The sequence below is a fragment of the Rothia sp. 27098_8_27 genome, assembly GCF_041432805.1.
GTDB classification, from domain to species: Bacteria; Actinomycetota; Actinomycetes; order Actinomycetales; family Micrococcaceae; genus Rothia; species Rothia mucilaginosa.
In genome coordinates this window covers 13,875-32,241 of record NZ_JAPWAJ010000004.1, presented here as the reverse complement: position 1 = coordinate 32,241, position 18,367 = coordinate 13,875, and the positions used below count along the sequence as shown (strand labels likewise).

The 18,367-nt window shown below is 57.2% G+C and carries 15 protein-coding genes; 8 read left to right on the top strand and 7 right to left on the bottom strand.

Going from position 1 to position 18,367, the window contains the following annotated elements:
* Window positions 1–29 precede the first annotated feature (29 nt).
* The 7 genes from O3675_RS05750 to dnaA all read right to left on the bottom strand — a co-directional run bounded on the left by O3675_RS05750 (window position 30) and on the right by dnaA (window position 11,436).
* The gene (locus O3675_RS05750) at window positions 30–626 is read right to left on the bottom strand and encodes a DUF3566 domain-containing protein (protein ID WP_005504108.1); all 597 of its coding nucleotides are present in this window, start codon (window positions 624–626) and stop codon (window positions 30–32) included.
* The gene (gene gyrA, locus O3675_RS05745) at window positions 626–3,256 is read right to left on the bottom strand and encodes a DNA gyrase subunit A (protein ID WP_303936686.1); all 2,631 of its coding nucleotides are present in this window, start codon (window positions 3,254–3,256) and stop codon (window positions 626–628) included. Before gyrA ends, O3675_RS05750 begins: the two co-directional genes overlap by 1 nt.
* 79 nt (window positions 3,257–3,335) lie before the next feature.
* Window positions 3,336–5,372 carry a DNA topoisomerase (ATP-hydrolyzing) subunit B gene (gene gyrB / locus O3675_RS05740; RefSeq protein WP_005508013.1) on the bottom strand — a complete coding sequence of 679 codons (2,037 nt, stop codon included), beginning with the start codon at window positions 5,370–5,372 and terminating at the stop codon, window positions 3,336–3,338.
* A gap of 416 nt (window positions 5,373–5,788) precedes the next feature.
* Window positions 5,789–6,484, bottom strand: a complete 696-nt coding sequence (locus O3675_RS05735; RefSeq protein WP_005508014.1) for a DUF721 domain-containing protein — start codon at window positions 6,482–6,484, stop codon at window positions 5,789–5,791.
* Complete coding sequence (recF, locus tag O3675_RS05730; RefSeq protein ID WP_303936690.1) at window positions 6,477–7,706, bottom strand: DNA replication/repair protein RecF; 1,230 nt, start codon at window positions 7,704–7,706, stop codon at window positions 6,477–6,479. The genes O3675_RS05735 and recF overlap by 8 nt, the downstream gene beginning before the upstream one ends.
* Before the next feature lie 116 nt (window positions 7,707–7,822).
* Window positions 7,823–8,947 (bottom strand): DNA polymerase III subunit beta, encoded by a 1,125-nt coding sequence (gene dnaN / locus O3675_RS05725; RefSeq protein ID WP_049327445.1) that lies wholly within the window; start codon window positions 8,945–8,947, stop codon window positions 7,823–7,825.
* Window positions 8,948–9,732: 785 nt separating this feature from the next.
* A complete protein-coding gene (gene dnaA, locus O3675_RS05720; protein WP_371571482.1) occupies window positions 9,733–11,436 on the bottom strand; it encodes a chromosomal replication initiator protein DnaA in 1,704 nt (567 codons plus the stop codon).
* Between the two features lie 569 nt (window positions 11,437–12,005).
* On the opposite strand from dnaA, the gene rpmH reads away from it, so the two are divergent.
* From rpmH to O3675_RS05680, 8 genes are all read left to right on the top strand, one after another.
* The gene (rpmH, locus tag O3675_RS05715) at window positions 12,006–12,143 is read left to right on the top strand and encodes a 50S ribosomal protein L34 (protein ID WP_005504094.1); all 138 of its coding nucleotides are present in this window, start codon (window positions 12,006–12,008) and stop codon (window positions 12,141–12,143) included.
* Between the two features lie 126 nt (window positions 12,144–12,269).
* A complete protein-coding gene (gene rnpA / locus O3675_RS05710) occupies window positions 12,270–12,635 on the top strand; it encodes a ribonuclease P protein component (RefSeq protein ID WP_049338559.1) in 366 nt (121 codons plus the stop codon).
* The gene (yidD, locus tag O3675_RS05705; RefSeq protein WP_304269145.1) at window positions 12,632–13,105 is read left to right on the top strand and encodes a membrane protein insertion efficiency factor YidD; all 474 of its coding nucleotides are present in this window, start codon (window positions 12,632–12,634) and stop codon (window positions 13,103–13,105) included. Before rnpA ends, yidD begins: the two co-directional genes overlap by 4 nt.
* A 51-nt stretch (window positions 13,106–13,156) precedes the next feature.
* Window positions 13,157–14,146, top strand: a complete 990-nt coding sequence (gene yidC, locus O3675_RS05700) for a membrane protein insertase YidC (protein ID WP_005504085.1) — start codon at window positions 13,157–13,159, stop codon at window positions 14,144–14,146.
* Between the two features lie 111 nt (window positions 14,147–14,257).
* Window positions 14,258–14,824 (top strand): protein jag, encoded by a 567-nt coding sequence (locus O3675_RS05695; protein ID WP_371571479.1) that lies wholly within the window; start codon window positions 14,258–14,260, stop codon window positions 14,822–14,824.
* Window position 14,825: 1 nt separating this feature from the next.
* Window positions 14,826–15,467, top strand: a complete 642-nt coding sequence (rsmG, locus tag O3675_RS05690) for a 16S rRNA (guanine(527)-N(7))-methyltransferase RsmG (protein ID WP_005504080.1) — start codon at window positions 14,826–14,828, stop codon at window positions 15,465–15,467.
* A 456-nt stretch (window positions 15,468–15,923) separates the two neighbouring features.
* A complete protein-coding gene (locus tag O3675_RS05685; protein ID WP_049354148.1) occupies window positions 15,924–16,766 on the top strand; it encodes a ParA family protein in 843 nt (280 codons plus the stop codon).
* A 237-nt stretch (window positions 16,767–17,003) separates the two neighbouring features.
* Complete coding sequence (locus tag O3675_RS05680; RefSeq protein ID WP_371571477.1) at window positions 17,004–18,302, top strand: ParB/RepB/Spo0J family partition protein; 1,299 nt, start codon at window positions 17,004–17,006, stop codon at window positions 18,300–18,302.
* Window positions 18,303–18,367 lie beyond the last annotated feature (65 nt).

The following is an 18,367-nucleotide window of genomic DNA, read 5'->3' as shown; positions in this document are numbered from 1 at the left end:
CCCGCACACAAAGCTCAAAAAGCTACAAACTAGGACTCATCGCTCAGAGTCAAGGTCACGCCACCAACCAGCTTCGCAGCCAGGTTGTACAGAATCGCGCCAATCATACCCAGCAGAGTAAAGACCACAGTGTTGACCACAGCAAAAATAGTAGTCACCAAAGCAACCTGACCCAGCGAAATCATCTGCGAAATATCCACAGTGGTCGAACCGGTACCCAGCGAGCTAATCAGCTGGTTCACACCGGTAAACGCACCAGAAGCCTGCAGGAACAGCCACAGAATCACCGACGCCACCACAGTCACAATGCCCAAAGCAATAGACAGTAGGAAGATCAGCTTAGCCACCGACCACGTATCAACCTTCTGAACCACCAGACGCGCGCGACGAATCTTCGAACGCGGTGCAGGACGCACCAGCTGACGGCGCGAACCAGTAGGACGCTTAGCGTTCACAGGGCGCTTGCCGGCAGGACGCTTAGCGGTACCGCCAGGACGAGCCTGGCCCGAACGCGACTGAGCCGGGCGACGCGCGCCAGCCTTAGCCGCACCCGAAGACTTAGATGCGCCAGCCGACGCCGAACGCTGTGCCGACGCAGGAGAGGAGCTCGCGGGAGTGCTGCTCATTAGTTACCTCCAGTAGCGGTGAGATCGGCAGCCGCCGCTTCACCCTCGTTGTCCGTACCGGGCGCCTCAGAAGACTCCGAAGCCTCGGTGTTCTCAGTGGTTTCATCGTCGCTATCATCCAGCTGACGATCCTGGTTGCGTGCAACACCAATAATAGAATCGCCCTTACCGGGCTTTGCAAAGATAACACCCATAGTATCGCGTCCCTTCGCAGGAACCTCATTCACGTTCGAACGAACGACCTTGCCGCTGGCCATAACCACCAGCACCTCGTCCTCTTCATCCACAATGAGGCCACCCACCAGGGCGCCACGATCCTCAACTAGCTTAGCAACCTTAATGCCGAAGCCGTTACGGCCCTGCACGCGGTACTCATCCACGCTCGTACGCTTCGCGTAACCACCCTCAGTGACCACGAAGACGAAGGAGCCCTCAGTAACCACATTCGCAGAAATCAGCTCATCGCCCTCACGGAACTTCATACCGGTCACACCGGAGGTCGAACGACCCATCGGGCGCAACGACGCATCATCAGCGTGGAAGCGCAGCGACATACCGTTACGCGACACCAGCAGAATATCGTCCTTATCCGAAACGGTGAACGCCGAAACAACCTCGTCGCCCTCACGCAGGTTAATCGCAATCAGGCCGGCAGTACGGTTCGTATCGTAATCGCTCAGACGGCTCTTCTTCACCATACCGCCGCGAGTAGCAAGCACCAGGTACTCAGCATCCTCATAGCTCTTCAGCTCCATGACCTGAGCAATATGCTCACCGCCCTGGAACTCCAGCAGGTTTGCAATATGCTGGCCCTTCGCGTCACGACCGGCTTCCTGCAGCTCGTAACCCTTCGCACGGTACACGCGGCCCAGGTTCGTGAAGAACAGAATCCAGCTGTGCGTAGTCGTCACAAAGAAGTGCTCCACCACGTCATCACCACGCAGCGAGGCACCCTTAATGCCCTTACCACCACGGTGCTGGCTACGGTACTGATCACTGCGGGTGCGCTTAATGTAGCCGCCGCGAGTAATCGTAACCACGACCTCTTCCTCAGGGATGAGGTCTTCCATGGACATGTCGCCGTTGTAGCCGTACATAATCTGGGTGCGACGCTCATCGCCGTAGCGGTTCACAATCTCGCCCAGCTCCTCAGAGATAATCTCGCGCTGGCGAGTCTCCGAAGCAATAATCGCGTTGTACTCAGCGATCATGCGCATCAGCTCATCGTGACGATCCTGAATCTTCTGACGCTCCAAAGCAGCCAAACGACGCAGCTGCATGTTCAGAATTGCCTGAGCCTGAGCCTCATCAATCTGCAGGAACTCCATCAGGCCGCTACGCGCCTCATCAGCGGTGGGGGAGCGGCGAATCAGGGCAATAACCTCATCCAGAGCATCCAGAGCCTTCAGCAGGCCACGCAGGATGTGCGCCTCTTCCTCCGCCTGACGTAGACGGTAACGGGTACGACGAACGATAACGTCCATCTGGTGATCCACCCAGTGACGCACAAACGCATCCAGGGACAGGGTACGCGGCACACCATCCACAATGGCGAGCATATTCGCGGAGAAATTCTCCTGCAGCTGGGTGTGCTTGTACAGGTTGTTCAGCACAACCTTCGGGGAAGCATCACGCTTGAGCACAATCACCAGACGCTGACCGGTACGACCCGAAGTCTCATCGCGCAGATCCGCGATGCCGGTGACCTTACCGTCTTTGATGAGCTCAGCAATCTTAATCGCCAAGTTATCCGGGTTCGCCTGGTACGGCAGCTCGGTAACCACAAGGCAGGTACGACCGTGGATTTCCTCCACATTGACCACCGCGCGCATGGTGATGGAGCCGCGGCCAGTACGGTACGCATCCTCAATGCCCTTGGTGCCCAGAATCTGTGCACCGGTCGGGAAGTCCGGGCCCTTAATGCGCGCCATCAGAGCGTTCAGCAGCTCCTCATTGGTGGCGTGCGGGTTCTTCAGGAACCACTCCACACCCTCGGCAACCTCACGCAGGTTATGCGGCGGAATATTGGTCGCCATACCCACAGCAATACCCGAAGAACCGTTGACCAGCAGGTTCGGGATACGCGCGGGCAGAACGGTAGGCTCCAGGGACTTGCCGTCATAGTTGGGCTGGAAATCAACGGTGTCTTCGTTGATGTCACGCACCATCTCAAGGGCAATGGGAGCCATCTTGGTCTCAGTGTATCGAGGCGCTGCAGCACCGTCGTTACCGGGGGAGCCGAAGTTACCCTGACCCAGAGCCAGCGGGTAACGCATAATCCAGCTCTGAATCAGACGCACCAGAGTGTCGTAGATAGCGCTATCGCCGTGGGGGTGGAACTGACCCATCACGTCGCCAACCACGCGGGCGCACTTATTGAAGGATCGGTCCGGGCGGTAGCCGCCGTCGTACATCGCGTAGATGACGCGGCGGTGCACGGGCTTGAGGCCGTCACGTACGTCCGGTAGGGCGCGGCCAATAATAACCGCCATTGCGTAGTCCAGGTAGGAACGCTGCATTTCAGTCTGCAGGTCCACCTGTTCAATGTGACCGTGGTGGTCTACATTTTCAGCGCCACCGTTGCTGACTACGTCAACCTCAGTGGATTTATTCTGCTGTTCTTCGCTCATTACTTTCTCATTCCTCAATGACTCGCTCGGCTATATAGCTCATTTGGCATATTCCATACGGGGCATATGCCGTTTCGGGCTAGATATCGAGGAATCGAATGTCCTTTGCGTTCTGCTGGATAAACTCACGGCGAGCCTCAACGTCCTCGCCCATCAGAACAGAGAAGATCTGGTCAGCAGCAGCTGCATCCTCCATCTTCACCTGCAGCAGGGTGCGGCGAGCCGGATCCATGGTGGTGTCCCACAGCTCGGTGTAGTCCATCTCGCCCAGACCCTTGTAACGCTGAATACCGTTATCCTTGGGCAGGCGCAGGTTCTTCGCAGCACCACGAGCCAGAGCCTCATCACGCTCAGCGTCCGAGTACACGTAGTCGTGCGGGGCGTTCGACCACTTGATGCGGTACAGCGGCGGCTGAGCCAGATACACGTAGCCAGCCTCAATCAGCGGACGCATGAAGCGGAAGAGCAGAGTCAGCAACAGAGTCGTAATGTGCTGGCCGTCAACGTCCGCATCCGCCATCAGAACGATCTTGTGGTAGCGTGCCTTCTCAATATCGAAGTCATCACCGATGCCGGTACCGAAAGCGGTAATCATCGCCTGAATTTCAGCGTTGGACAGGGCACGGTCCAGGCGAGCACGCTCAACGTTCAGGATCTTACCGCGCAGCGGCAGAATAGCCTGAGTGTTCGGGTTGCGACCCTGAACAGCCGAACCACCCGCAGAGTCACCCTCCACCAGGTAAATCTCAGAGATCGACGGGTCCTTCGAGGAGCAGTCCTTGAGCTTACCGGGCATGGAGCTGGTCTCCAGCAGGCCCTTACGGCGGGTCGTCTCGCGTGCCTTACGGGCAGCGATACGCGCCTGAGCGGCGGTGATCGCGCGGCGCACGATATCCTTCGCCACCGCGGGGTTACGACCGAACCAGTCGCCGAGGTGATCGTTCACCTCACGCTGGGTGAAGGACTTAGCCTCCGAGTTACCCAGCTTGGTCTTGGTCTGACCCTCGAACTGCGGCTCGGAAATCTTAATCGAAATCACCGCGGTCAGGCCCTCACGCACGTCTTCACCGGTGAGGTTATCGTCCTTATCGCGCAACAGCTTGTTCTCACGCGCGTAACGGTTCACCAACGAGGTCAGAGCGGCACGGAAACCCTCTTCGTGGGTACCGCCCTCGTGGGTGTTGATCGTGTTCGCGTACGAGTAGACGGACTCCTTGTAGGCGCCGGTCCACTGCATCGCCACTTCCAGGCTCATGTTACGCTCAGTGTCTTCGGCTTCGAAGGAGACAATCTCCTCGTTCACGATGGTCTTCGCGCCTGCGTTGAGGAAGTGTACGTAGTCGAACAGGCCGTTGTCGTAACGGTAGGTGACGGTCATGAAACCATCAGCGTTCGCGCGCACGCGGTTGAGGATGTTTTCCTTCTTCTCGCTCTCTTCAGCAACCTCGTCACCGACGAACTTCTCACGCTCATCGGTCAGGGTGATGGTCAGACCCTTGTTCAGGAACGCCATCTGCTGGAAACGGGCGCGCAGAGTCTCAAAGTCGAACTCGACGGTCTCGAAGATCTCCGGGTCCGGGTAGAAAGTCTGAATGGTACCGGTCTTATCGGACGGTTCACCCTTACGCAGGGGACCATCCGGCACACCACCGTTGGAGAAGGAAATATGCCATGCGTAGCCCTGGCGGTGAACCTCGGTAATCACGCGGGTGGACAGCGCGTTCACCACGGAGATACCCACGCCGTGCAGACCACCGGAAACGGAGTAGCCGCCGCCGCCAAACTTACCGCCAGCGTGCAGCACGGTCATAACAACCTCAACAGTGGACTTATGCTCGGTGGGGTGCTCATCCACGGGAATACCGCGACCGTCATCCTCTACGCGAACAGCACCATCAGCCTGGATGGTCACGTCAATCTTGGAGGCGTAGCCGGCGAGCGCTTCGTCGACCGAGTTATCTACAACCTCGTAGACCAGGTGGTGCAGACCGCGCTCAGTGGTCGAGCCAATGTACATGCCGGGGCGCTTACGAACCGCTTCCAGACCTTCCAGCACGGTAATATCGGATGCACCGTATTCATGCTGCTGTTCAGATGCATTCTGTTCAGATGCCACGAGGCAGAACTCCTTGAGTAGATGATGCAACCGGCGAAGGAAAGCTACAGGCAGTCAAGAGCGGAGCCTAGAACGCCTCACAGAGGGCACAAGAAGGTGCCTGTACAACCCGCGTTGCCGGTGGTACCCATAGGTGGGCACACTTTACGCATTGTCTCTTTTATTTTACCGAGCAAGAGAGCATAAAACCATCTACAAGCGTCACATATTGAGCTTTTTTGGGCACTACCACCCGCTCAAAAGCCCGCAAAGGCGGTTTAGAGTGCCTCAACCCCCTTTTGAGGTAGGGGATACGGTTCACCACTTCGTGGGGGTTGCCGGCGATTCTAAAGCTTTCATAGCGTGTAGAAAAAGGCTTATTTTGACCTAACACTGTTCAATCAGAAGGTGAACGAGAGTTAGAGACACCCAGAAGGCTACCCGTAGGTGTCGCGCACACCGCGCATACCGGTGGCACGCCGATAGCCTCGCTGATTCCAGCGTCCGTTATTCGGGCCCAGCACGCGAACCTGGGCCACGACACCATCACCCAGTTCACGGCGGAAAAGTTCGATGAGGTGCCCGTGCATCAGGCGCAGCTGAGTCGTCCAGGCGGTGGAGTCGCACTGAACTTCAACAATGGAGTTTTCGAAGCTAATCGGGCGAGTGTGCGCGGCAATCTCCGGACCCACTAGCTCAGCCCAGCGGGCCAGCACACTAGAGACCGCCACAGGCTCTTTCCAGCCGCGTGAACGAATCAGGGCACTGACGATGCCACCGAGGGGTTTGGGGTCACGAGAGCTCTCTCCGGGGCCGCTATAGCCACCCATGACGCGGGGGTCCCACCCCTGCGCTCGCCGTGATTTCTTCTTCGAGGCGGTTCCAGACATGACCGCACCGAAGTCACGCATGATTTTATTCGCCGAGAATGCATTCAGGGGCGCCTCGCCGCGTTCTTGAGCCGCCATTCGCATGCGGGTCAGCAGGGCGGAGGGGGCATCCACCTCGTCACGGTAGAACTCAACCACGCCGTCAACCTCGTGCGGGTTTTGAGGCTCCGCAAACTGCGGTTCCGCGAATTCACCGAATGTTTCACGTGAAACATGGTTTTGAGGGCGGACGGGGTTACTCATCGCCGTCACCCTCCGCGAGCGCAGATGCAGTCAACCCCTCGCTATCCACAGAGGTGGCGGCAGGCTGCACATACTCGGCATGCCCCGCCGTCACCGATACCAAGCGGTAGTCACCCAGCTCCTCCGGAATATCGCTGAGCACCGCACAGGTAATCAGCACCTGCTCCGCGTCGGCAACCATCGCACCCAGGCGGTGTCGGCGCGCAGAATCAAGCTCCGCAAACACATCATCAAGAATCAGAATCGGCGAAGAACCCGCCGAGGAGTCATCCTCAACATGTACAAACCAGGACGCCAGTTTCAGCGCCAGTGCAAAAGACCAGCTCTCGCCGTGCGAAGCAAAATGCTTCACCGGCATGCCACCGAGTAGCAGGGTAATATCCTCACGGTGCGGGCCCACCAGGGTCACGCCACGCTCAATCTCGTCGCGTCGACGCTCCGCAAAACCGCGCATCAAAGCCTCCTTGAGGTCCTCAATGCGCATCAGCGCCGCATGCTCAATCGAGCGCTCGCCCATGCTCGAAAAAACAGTCGACTCATAGTTGAAACCGACCTCTTTAGAGCCGTCCGTCAGCCCCGCGTAGGCGCGGCGAAGCTGCGGCAAAAAACGCTGCAACAGACGAAAACGCGCAGAAAGCAGCTGAGCGCCCAGAGTCGACAGCTGCTCATCCCAGACCGACAGGGTACTCAAGGCGTTCTCATCCCGAGCCTTACGCTGCATGGATTTCAGCAACGAATTACGCTGCCGCAAAATCCGCTCATACTCGCTACGGTACCCAGAGACCACTGGACGCAAAGAGCTCGCTAAATCATCCACAAAACGACGACGACCGGCGGGGTCCCCCTTCACCAATTGCAGATCCTCCGGGGAAAACAGCACCGTGCGGGCAATACCCAGCGCTTCCTTGGCGCGCACCGGCGCGGCACGATTAATGCGCACCCGGTTACTCTGCCCCGGAGCAATCTCAAACTCGGTCACCGTCTGCTGCGAACCGCGCACTGTACGGGTGCGAATATAGGCGCGCGAAGCACCCGCCCGCACTAGCGGCCCGTCATGGCTCACACGGTGCGAAGACAGCGACGCCGCATAGTCGATCGCCTCAACAATATTGGTTTTCCCCACACCATTCGACCCCAGAAACACCGTAACTCCCGCCGAAAGAGGCAGGCTCAGCAGAGCGTACGTGCGGTAATCCAACAACGAAATATGGTCGATATACACCGGAAGCTCCTTTCGTGCGGTTCGGTTGGGGATGGGTACAGGAGGGCAGAAAGCACAGCCCCGCGGGCTTCCTTGGGCAGAACCTTGGGAGGCGCGCGGGGCGGCAAAAGCTGAAACTAGTTCGACGGCAGGCGAACCGGCATCAGCAGATAACGGTAGTTGCGGTCATCCTCAGCCAGAGGCTCATCCTGACCGGAAATCACGGCGGGCTTCGGCGCATCGGTAAAGGAGAAACGAACGAACTCAGTACCGAAAACCTTCAAACCGTCCGAAAGGTAAGCGGGGTTGTATGCAACGGTGATGTCATCACCGGACAGGTGCGCCTGCAGAGTCTCGGAAGCCTGAGCCTCATCACCGCGGCCGGCATCAATAGCAACCGAACCCTGAGTGAACTTCAGACGCAGGGGAGTATTGCGCTCCGCCACGAGGGAGATACGGCGAGCAGCCTCAGCCAGGTCGGAGGTGCGAACCACCGCGTGAATCGGGGTCTGCTCGGGGAACAGCGCACGGATGTTGGGGTAGTCGCCGTCCATCAGAACGCTGGTGGTGCGGCGGGTACCCGCTGCGAAGCCGATCAGCTCGCCCGCTGCGGGCAGGGCGATAGACAGATCGCCGGAACCGGAGAGGGTGCTACCGACCTCAGAGACGGTCTTAGCCTTCAGCAGCACAGCCGCCTGAACGTCAGGGTTGGTCGGGTTCCACTTGATTTCGCGCATTGCCAGGCGGTAGCGGTCGGTGGCGAGCAGAGTCATGGTGTCGCCATTGATTTCTACGCGGATACCGGTCAGCAGCGGCAGGGTCTCATCCTTGGATACCGCAATCTGAACCTGCTTGACGGCTTCAGCGAATTCGGCGCCGTCCACGGTACCGGAAATTTCGGGAAGCTCGGGAAGCTCGGGGTAGTCCACGACCGGCATGCCAGCCAGCTGAAAGTTAGCGGAACGGCAGTGAATACGAATCACGGACTCATCTGCGGTGAACTCGACGGGTGCATTCGGTAGGGATCGGCAAATTTCTGCCAGGATCTTGCCGGGAACCAGGCAAACGCCTTCTGCTTCGACATCGGCTGCAATGACCTGGCGGGCGCTGGTCTCGTGATCGAAGCTTGCGATGCTGACCTCACCTGCGGAGGCGGTAATCAGCAGACCGTTGAGTACGGGGGAGGTGGGACGCAGCGGAAGTGAGCGTGCCGTCCAGCCGACTGCTTCGGCAAGGACATCGCGTTCAACGGTGAATTTCATCGAGAAGGCGCCTTTCACGGAATTAGAGAGTAGTTTTTGGGCGCACGTAAAGCTTTGGGCGATAGAGCCGGAAATACCGCGTGCTCTGATGCGCAGTGAATCTTCCGCGCGCGCGTCTATCCATCCTACCGGATTTTGTAATTACACAGAGACTCGAAGGTCGATCCTGCAGCGAAAAATCGGGTGAGATGAGGCATGTAGTGCCGTTGTATTTTTGTAATTACAAAGATAGGCGGAAGGTGTAGCAAATCCAGTCGAAAACAGGTTCGAATTAGGTGATGGTTCGGTGTTGGTTTCTTCTTCAAACCCAACCTCAGAGATAGCATGCAGCTATCGATCCAAATCCGCGAAAATCTACATTTTCAATAGGGGCACACAAAAAACCTGAACCAGCTCGGCTGATCGAGCAGAACTACTTGTTATGGGGAGGATTTTTTCTTTAAGTACAGTAGTATTATTAACGCTTGTGGAAACGGTGGAAAACCCCTTCCTTGCCTGCAATGACGCGGAAGTAGCCTGTGGACATTAAGTGGAAGAATTCAGTCAATGCTGAGGATGCATTGTTTATGGATATTTATACATTTCCTCGATTCCACACCTTTTGAATATTCATGCACTTAACGTCCACACGAACGCATGAGTTAAAGCACAGCTTATCCACACCCGAAAATCCAGTGTTGAGAGTCGCTAAAATCCTCGAATTTAGCCTGAAATCCCCGCCCCGAAGCCTATAAAACACCTAGTCGAGGCGCAAAATAAGCTACGGGACAGGAACAAAAACACATCTAGCCGGCGGCGCGCTGCTCTTGGCGGATCAAATTCGTCAGTTCAGTCACCTGATTGAAAATCGTCTGACGCTCCGCCATTTGCGCGCTCACCTTACGCACCGCGTGCATCACCGTCGTATGGTCGCGGCCGCCCAAATCGTTACCAATACGCGGCAGGGACATCTCGGTTAGCTCACGCAAAAGATACATCGCCACCTGGCGCGCATTCGTGAGCGTACGGGTGCGAGACTTCGACTGCATATCCTCAATGGACACATCAAAATACTTCGCCACCGTCGCCAAAACCAGCGCCGACGTAATCTCCGCACCACCGGTATCAGAGAGCAAATCCTTCAGATAGGTCTCAGCCTCAGCCAGGGTAATGGGCTCCGGCGGCTTCTTCATCGAGGCGGCAGCGCTCGCACGAATCAGAGCGCCCTCCAACTCGCGAATATTGGCCGTGACATGGGAAGCAATGTACTCCATGACGTCATCGCGCACCGGCAAAATCTCGTTCTGAGCCTTCTTCCGCAGAATCGCGATACGAGTCTCCAGCTCCGGAGGCTGCACATCCACGTTCAGACCCGAGCCGAAACGCGAACGCATACGCTCAGCGAAACCGGTCAGCTGCTTCGGCGGCAAATCAGAGGTAATCACGATCTGCTTCTGGTGGTTGTACAGGGCGTTAAACGTATGGAAGAACTCCTCCATCGTCGCCTCTTTACCCGCCAAAAACTGGATATCGTCAATCAGCAGAACGTCAACATTGCGGTAAATCTGCTTGAATGACGAACCCTCATCGTCACGAATCGAGTTAATGAAGTCATTCGTGAACTCCTCAGAATTCACGTAGCGCACCCGCAAATTCGGGTAAAGATACTTGGTGTAGTGGCCGATCGCGTGCAGCAGGTGGGTCTTGCCCAAGCCCGAACCGCCGTAGATGAACAGCGGGTTGTAGACAATGCCGGGCTGCTCCGCCACCGCGAAAGCGCTCGCGTGCGCAAAGCGGTTGGACTGACCAATCACGAAGGTGTCGAAGGTGTAGTTTGGGTTCAGTCGGGCAGAGCTATCCCAAGTCGGCGCGTTTTCCGGGTCTTCATGCGGATGCACCTGCTGGGCCTCCGGTACCGCCGGGGCGTCCGGAACGAAAGTGGGTGCCGGGTACTCGCGAGGCGCCGGCGCACCCGCGACAGGAGCCGCCGGAGCGGGCTGCTGCGCGGAGGGGAATCCGGCACGCTCCGCCTCCAAAGCCTGCAGGGAGGGGCGGGTGACCTGCTCATCAGCGGGTACCTCGTAATGGTCAGGGCCCGGATGCGGCTCAGTGTAGTACTCAAAAGCGCGCGAACCGGCGGGCGCCTCAGGATGCACAGAAGCCGTCGCTACCGAAGGGGCGGGCTGGTGCTCGACAGGAACCTCACGCTCACCATGGAAAACGTCCTGACTTGCAGGTTCAACCGGAATCATCGACTCATTCACATCGAAAAGCGCGGTAGTCGACGGGCCAAATGCCTCGTGCAGAGCCGCACGGAACGAAGCGCTAATCTGCTCCTCAAAGACCGCACGGGTGAGCTTATTCGGCACTTCAATGATGAGGCGAGAAGAACCCATCAGTCCCTGAGGCTGCGCAAGATTCACGAAACCGCGCTGACGTGCCGTCACCGCCGGATCGGCGGCAAGAATGGAGAGCAGATGCGCCCAGCGCGCCTGAAGGGAGTCGGTCATGGAATTCTTTACTTTCACTCGATGTGAAGCGGTGGTGCAGTAAAGAAATTATGCCGGAAACCACCGCGAGGTCATTAAGATTCTACCCGCTTAATACACAGGGAGAGAAAGTTATCCACAAGAGTTTTCCACACGGTGGAAAACTTGTAATTACAGAAGTGGATAAGCGGTGGATTTAAGTGCATAACATGCCTTCTTCCCTGATATTTAGCGGAATAGCCTAAAGGTCCGGGGGTGTGGATAACTCGCCGATAGTAGGGGGTATGGGTGGGATATGCACCATGGTGGATACCGTACTGCCGTAAATATCCCCAGGTTTGCGTCCCAAGAGCACGTAGCGTCTCCACAGCCTGTACACCCGCCGCAATCACCGCCTCCACGCCACAAACGAGCCCGGAATCACGCGGAAAAAAGCGTCAAGAACTTGATTTACGCCCTCCACTCTTCTAAAGTTGTGCTGTTGTGTGTGCACCGCCTACTGCGAATAGTCGCGGTACCTCCGTGCACCAAGAAGCGTACGGTTCCGATACCCGTGAGGGCACGAACCGCAAAAATCAAGGAGACAAAGTATGAGCAAGCGTACTTTCCAGCCGAACAACCGCCGTCGCGCTAAGAAGCACGGCTTCCGTCTGCGTATGCGTACCCGTGCAGGCCGCGCGATTCTGTCGAGCCGCCGCGGTAAGGGCCGCGCAAAGCTCTCGGCCTAATCACGGCATATAGTTCGCCCGCCGATGCACACGCATCGGCGGGCGAACTATCATTAAGCGTGAAATACACGCGGAGGTCAGCTCACCACATGAGCCGAATCTCCCACACTACGTAAAGGGGAACACGTGCTGCCTCAACGGCACCGTATGCGCACCAGCGCAGAATTCTCCCACGCCTTCCGTTCCGGCATCCGTACAGGACGTCGGAACATCGTTGTATCTACGGCGAAAAATCCTGGAAAAACAACCCAGGTAGGTTTCATTGTGTCGAAGGCGGTGGGCAACGCAGTCACACGCAATCTGGTCAAGCGCCGGTTGCGTGAACTTGCCGCGCTCACCTGCGCCGCGCATCCGGAAGGCTACGCCATTGCTGTGCGAGCGCTTCCTGCCTCTGCGAGCGCCAGCTGGGATCAGCTGCGCCGCGACTACGAATCGGCACTCGAGACCGCGTTCGCTAAGCTCGACCTGCCTCAGAGCAAGGAGAAGCCGTGAGCCGTTCCCAGCGTGACCGCTGTGAAGAACGCTTCCACGCGCATCACAGCGGCACTTATAGCGCCTCTGCCGAGACTCTGGGCCCCGACGAGCTGCTGGCACTAGCACCTAACGAATTCGTAAGGGCTGAAACTTTCCTGCAGGCTCTCTACGTTCTACCGCAGAACCTGCTGATCGCGTGCATGAAAGCCTATCGCAAGGTCGTCTCCCCCCTCTACGGGGATGTGTGCCGCTACTACCCGACCTGCTCAGCCTACGCTCTGGAGGCGCTGACCACCCACGGTGCGATGGGCGGGCTTTCCCTGACGGTGCGCCGTATTCTGCGGTGTGTTCCCTGGGCGACCGGAGGTATCGACCCAGTCCCGGAGGGGAAGCGCACTTTCGCTCCCGGAGCAGAACCGAAAATTATTCTGCTCAACCACCCCCATCTTTACACCCCTCACACCGGTGGTGACGCCCGCCCTGAGTAGGCGACGCCTCCCACACAATGACTTAGCCGAGTCCTTAAGGAGTATTCCCGCGTGAATATTTTTGATTTGATTCTTTGGCCGTTTAAATGGATCGTCTCCGTGGTCCTGTGGCTGTTCCACACTCTTTTCACCTCGCTGGGCATGGACCCTGCTTCCGGTCTGACTTGGGTTCTGTGCATTATCTTCCTGACCCTGGTGATGCGTACCCTGACCATTCCGCTGTTCGTCAAGCAGATTAAGGCTATGCGCGGTATGACCGCGATGCAGGGCGATATGGCGAAGCTGCAGGAGAAGTACAAGGGCAAGAAGGACCAGCTCTCCCGCCAGGCTATGGCTCAGGAGCAGATGGAAATGTACCGTAAGCACGGTACGAACCCCTTCGCGTCCTGTCTGCCGATTCTGGCTCAGATGCCGATCTTCTTCGGTCTGTACCAGGTGCTGATGGGCGTTCCCACCGCGGCTCAGAGTAACGAGAGCGTGCTCATGCTGCCGGCTGATCTGGTGCACCAGTTCAACGACTCGCAGATTTTTGGTGCTCAGCTCTTCGCGACCATGCTGCACCCGGGCGCTGGTGACACCACCGCGACCGTTGTTCAGGCGGTCATCATGATTGTTCTGATGAGTGCGACCCAGTTCTACATTCAGAAGCAGCTGAGCGTGAAGAACATGTCGGAGGCGGCTCTGAACTCTCCGATGTTCCGTCAGCAGCAGATGATCATGTACATCTTCCCGATCATCTTCGCTGTTTCCGGTATTAACTTCCCGCTGGGTGTTATGTACTACTGGACCGTGTCGAACCTGTGGTCGCTGGGTCAGCAGTGGTGGGTTATCCGCAATAACCCGACCCCCGGTTCTCAGGCGGAGCGTGAGCTGAACGCTCGTCGTGCTGCGAAGGGCCTGCCCCCGATTGGTAAGACCCGTGAGCAGCACGAGAAGGATCTGCAGGAGGCTCGTGAACGTGCCGCTGCGGGTCAGCGTCAGCAGCCGGTTGGTAAGAAGCGCCAGAAGCAGCAACGCAATAAGCAGAACGGAAAGAAGTAGTTTTCTTCCGTGATTCGGGCCGGGTTCTCGCCACGTGTGGCGCGGGCCCGGCGCCGTGTATGAGATACTTTTTACCCCTAGGACACCCCTCCGAACACCCCGAGGATTATTGTGACTGAAGCTATGGAATATGAGGACGAGCAGCTCGTTGAGGAGCAGCTGGTAGAGGAGCCCTTTGAGGGCGAAGAAGATGATTTTGAGGACATTGAGGAGGAAGGCGATATCGCCGCTGACTACCTCGAAGAGCTTCTCGATATTGTCGATATGGACGGCGACATTGATATTGAGGTGCGCAATAACCGCATCTACCTGTCGGTCGTTAATGACGATGATGACAATGAGGAACTGCGCCACCTGGTTGGCCGCCACGGCGAGGTTCTGGAGGCTCTGCAGGAGCTGGTGCGCCTCTCCGTCCTGGCTGGTAACGGCACCCGTTCCCGCCTGATTCTGGACATTGCTGGCTACCGTGCTGAGCGTCGTGAGCAGCTGGAGAAGATCGCTGCTGACGCGATTGAGAAGGTGCGCACTACCGGTCGCGATGAGCACATGAAGCCGCTGAGCCCGTACGAGCGTAAGGTCGTGCACGATGTGGTGGCTGCTGCTGGCTTGTACAGCGAGTCTGAGGGTGAGGGCCCTCGCCGTCACGTGGTGATTTCTCTTCCCAAGGTAGGAGCCTAGTATGGAGACTTCGATGGTTACTCTCAGTGAGAGTGAGCGCGCCGCCGCGGAGGCTGTGTTCGGTGAGCGTCTGCCTCTGGCGGAGCGCTACGTGCAGCACCTGGCGACGACCGGTATTGAGCGTGGTCTGATTGGTCCGCGTGAGGTGCCGCGCCTGTGGGCTCGCCACGTGCTGAACTGTGCCGTGGTGCAGGAGTATATTGCTCCGAATGCGTCGGTTGCCGATGTTGGTTCGGGGGCTGGTCTGCCCGGTCTGTGCCTGGCGATTGCCCGCCCGGATTTGAAGCTGACCCTGATTGAGCCTCTGGAGCGCCGCGTGATTTGGCTGAATGAGGTTGTCGAGGATCTGGGCCTGGAGAACGTGACCGTGCTGCGCTCGCGTGCTGAGCAGGCTGTGGGTGCTGTTGAAGCTGATGTGGTGACTGCGCGCGCTGTGTCCGCTCTGGTGGGCCTGCTGGACATTACTCTGCCGATTCTGCGTGGCACCGGTGAGCTGCTGGCTCTGAAGGGTCGTAGTGCCGCGGAGGAGATTACTAAGGCGAAGAAGAAGCTGAACCGCTACGGTGCGCGTGAGACTGAGATTCTCACCGCCGGCGGTGATCTACTGGAAGAGCCGACGACGGTGGTTCGAGTCCGTCTCTAAAGGTTTCGTCTCAAATGGGCGGTACCGCAATGAGCTAGTGAATATACATAGCTTACGCGGTACCGCCCATTTTTGTGCGCTGGCTTGCCGGGCGTGCGCGGCAATTGCATCCGTAGAGTACATAGAATGACCTCTCGCGTGGAGTATTGACCTGATGCCGGGTACCCTTAAGGAAGGATTGAAACCTTAGACTCTTCTACATCAAAGCCTGCTGGTTCAGTAAGGGGTACCGAGCCCTTCAGAACCATTCGGGCAGCATCAATGTTTCACGTGAAACATTGCAGACTTCACCACCTCACGGAGTATGTTTCACGTGAAACATGCTGAGATGAGTGAATGGTGGGGGAGTGGAGGTTGAATCCTCCTCGCGCACAAATACCGCAGAGTATTGCCACACGCGAGGCATCAGACGAAGCATCACCGTAGACACACCACCCGGAACATGGAAGGCACCCGATGACTCCTCAAGCTCAGAAATCTGCAGCAGATTTGCTCCCCAAGCCTGTGCATACGCGTGTCTTCACCGTGTCGAACCAGAAGGGTGGCGTGGGTAAAACCAGCACCGCCGTGAACCTCGCAGCCGCGCTCGCGGAGGCTGGACTGAACGTCTTGGTTATCGATAACGACCCGCAGGGTAACGCCTCGACCGCACTGGGTATTGAGCACGGCGTGGATGTTCCCAGTGTCTACAACGTCCTGATTGAGGATAAGCCGCTTTCTGAAATTGTTCAGGAATGCCCCGATATGCCCGGCCTGTTCTGTGCCCCTGCCAATATCGACCTTGCGGGCGCGGAGATTGAACTGGTTTCCCTGGTGGCACGCGAGACTCGCCTCAAGAATGCCCTGATGGACTACACTGAGTGGCGCGAGAAGCAGGGCATGGAGCGCCTGGACTATGTCTTTATCGACTGCCCGCCGAGCCTCGGCCTGCTGACCGTCAATGCCTTCGTTGCGGCAGAAGAGATTCTGATTCCGATTCAGTGCGAGTACTACGCTCTGGAAGGTCTGAGCCAGCTGCTGAAGAATATTCAGATGATTCAGAAGCATCTGAACTCCAAGCTGCGCATCAGCACAATTCTGCTGACCATGTACGATGCTCGTACCAACCTGGCATTCCAAGTGGCAGAGGAGGTGCGTGAACACTTCCCGGAGGAAACCCTGGGTGTGAAGATTCCTCGCTCGGTTCGTATCTCTGAAGCTCCCAGTTATCAGCAGACCGTCATCACCTACGATTCTTCGTCGACTGGCGCTCGCGCCTACCGCGAGGCGGCACAGGAGCTCTCGCGCCGATCCGCATAATCTAAATCTTTTGAAATGAGCCCTTTTGGATTGTCTATTGATGATTCAAAAAGGGCTTATTGTGTACGGTATTTTCTGGGTGAAACCCGAGAAAACAGCCTTAGAGAATTAATTATTGGGAATAATTTGGATCATGTACCGTGCAGTTTTCACTTCTGCTTTCGGGTGCTTATTTCGTTTACACTAGATGAAGAAGCAAAAATGAGCGGGCTCGTCCGGGAGTCCTAAGGAGTAACGATGGCTGAAAAGCGACGCGGCTTGGGTCGTGGCCTGGGGGCACTGATCCCTCAGAGTACGAAGAATTCTGGTAATGCTGAGGCGAAGGCATCCGAAAAGACTGCTGCAGTAAAGGCTGCACCCAAGAAGGTGTCCACTCCGATTGAAGAGCCGATGACTGACGGCCTCTTCGAAATGGCTCACGAGGCTAAGCCGGAGAAGCAGCGTAAGAGCACTAAAGCTGAGTCTGTAGAGGCTAAGCCTGCTGAAGCTGCACCCGCTCAGGAAAAGCCTACTGAAGCTGAGAAGGCAGAGGAGAAGATCGAAGCTCCCACCTCCTCGCAGGATGTTTCACGTGAAACATCGAAGAAGAAGCCGCGCGTGGATATGGGTGCGGCACTGCGCAACACCACCCTGACTCGCCGCCCGGTGGACTTCTTCTTTGGTGAAGATGTCTCCGCCCCGCAGTCCGCTTCTGAGGAGCAGGGGGGTCTGGTCCCGGTTCCCGGTGCCCAGTTTGCTGAGCTGAACGTTCGCGATATCCATCCGAACCGCAAGCAGCCCCGAACTGACTTTGATGAGCAGGATATGGAAGAGCTCATCCACTCGGTTCGTGAGATTGGTGTTCTGCAGCCGATCGTCGTGCGTCCCTCGCGCGAAAACGGCACCGAAAAGTATGAGCTGGTCATGGGTGAGCGCCGCTGGCGTGCAACCCAGGCGGCTGGCCTGAGCACCATCCCGGCGATTGTTCGTGAGACTGAAGATGGCGACCTTCTCCGTGACGCCCTACTGGAGAACCTGCACCGCAGCCAGCTGAACCCCATTGAAGAGGCAGCGGCATACCAACAGCTCATGGAGGAGTTCGACACTACTCAGGAGCAGTTGGCTAAGCGTATTGGTCGTTCTCGCCCCCAGATTTCGAATACGATTCGTCTGCTGAAGCTGCCGGCTCTGGTGCAGCGTCGCGTTGCGGCGGGTATTCTCTCCGCGGGTCACGCGCGTGCCCTGCTGGCTCTGACCGACCAGGCTCAGATTGAGACTCTCGCGCAGAAGATTGTGAACGAGGGGCTGTCGGTTCGCGCAACTGAGGAGCTGGTGAACCATACATCCGGCGCTGCGGAGGTGAAGGAGCGTAAGGCTCCTCAGCCTCAGAAGCACCGTGAGCGCCTGGATTATATTGCGGAGGCTTTTGCTGACAAGCTCGATACTTCGGTGAAGATTTCGCTGGGTGCTCGCAAGGGTAAGATGACCATCGAATTTGCGAATGTTGAGGATCTGAACCGCATTATCCGCGTTTTAGATTCTGATTTCTCGGGCTAAATTTTCGCATAAAACAATATTTAGCAACTGAAATCAGTTGCATATATAAAAAACCCTCGGTGATG

Coding starts and splice junctions, on each gene's coding strand:
- O3675_RS05750 (WP_005504108.1), bottom strand. CDS start 626: ATGAGCAGCACTCCCGCGAGCTCCTCTCCTGCGTCGGCACAGCGTTCG.
- gyrA (WP_303936686.1), bottom strand. CDS start 3,256: ATGAGCGAAGAACAGCAGAATAAATCCACTGAGGTTGACGTAGTCAGC.
- O3675_RS05735 (WP_005508014.1), bottom strand. CDS start 6,484: ATGAGTAACCCCGTCCGCCCTCAAAACCATGTTTCACGTGAAACATTC.
- dnaN (WP_049327445.1), bottom strand. CDS start 8,947: ATGAAATTCACCGTTGAACGCGATGTCCTTGCCGAAGCAGTCGGCTGG.
- dnaA (WP_371571482.1), bottom strand. CDS start 11,436: ATGACCGACTCCCTTCAGGCGCGCTGGGCGCATCTGCTCTCCATTCTT.
- rpmH (WP_005504094.1), top strand. CDS start 12,006: ATGAGCAAGCGTACTTTCCAGCCGAACAACCGCCGTCGCGCTAAGAAG.
- rsmG (WP_005504080.1), top strand. CDS start 14,826: ATGGAGACTTCGATGGTTACTCTCAGTGAGAGTGAGCGCGCCGCCGCG.
- O3675_RS05685 (WP_049354148.1), top strand. CDS start 15,924: ATGACTCCTCAAGCTCAGAAATCTGCAGCAGATTTGCTCCCCAAGCCT.
- O3675_RS05680 (WP_371571477.1), top strand. CDS start 17,004: ATGGCTGAAAAGCGACGCGGCTTGGGTCGTGGCCTGGGGGCACTGATC.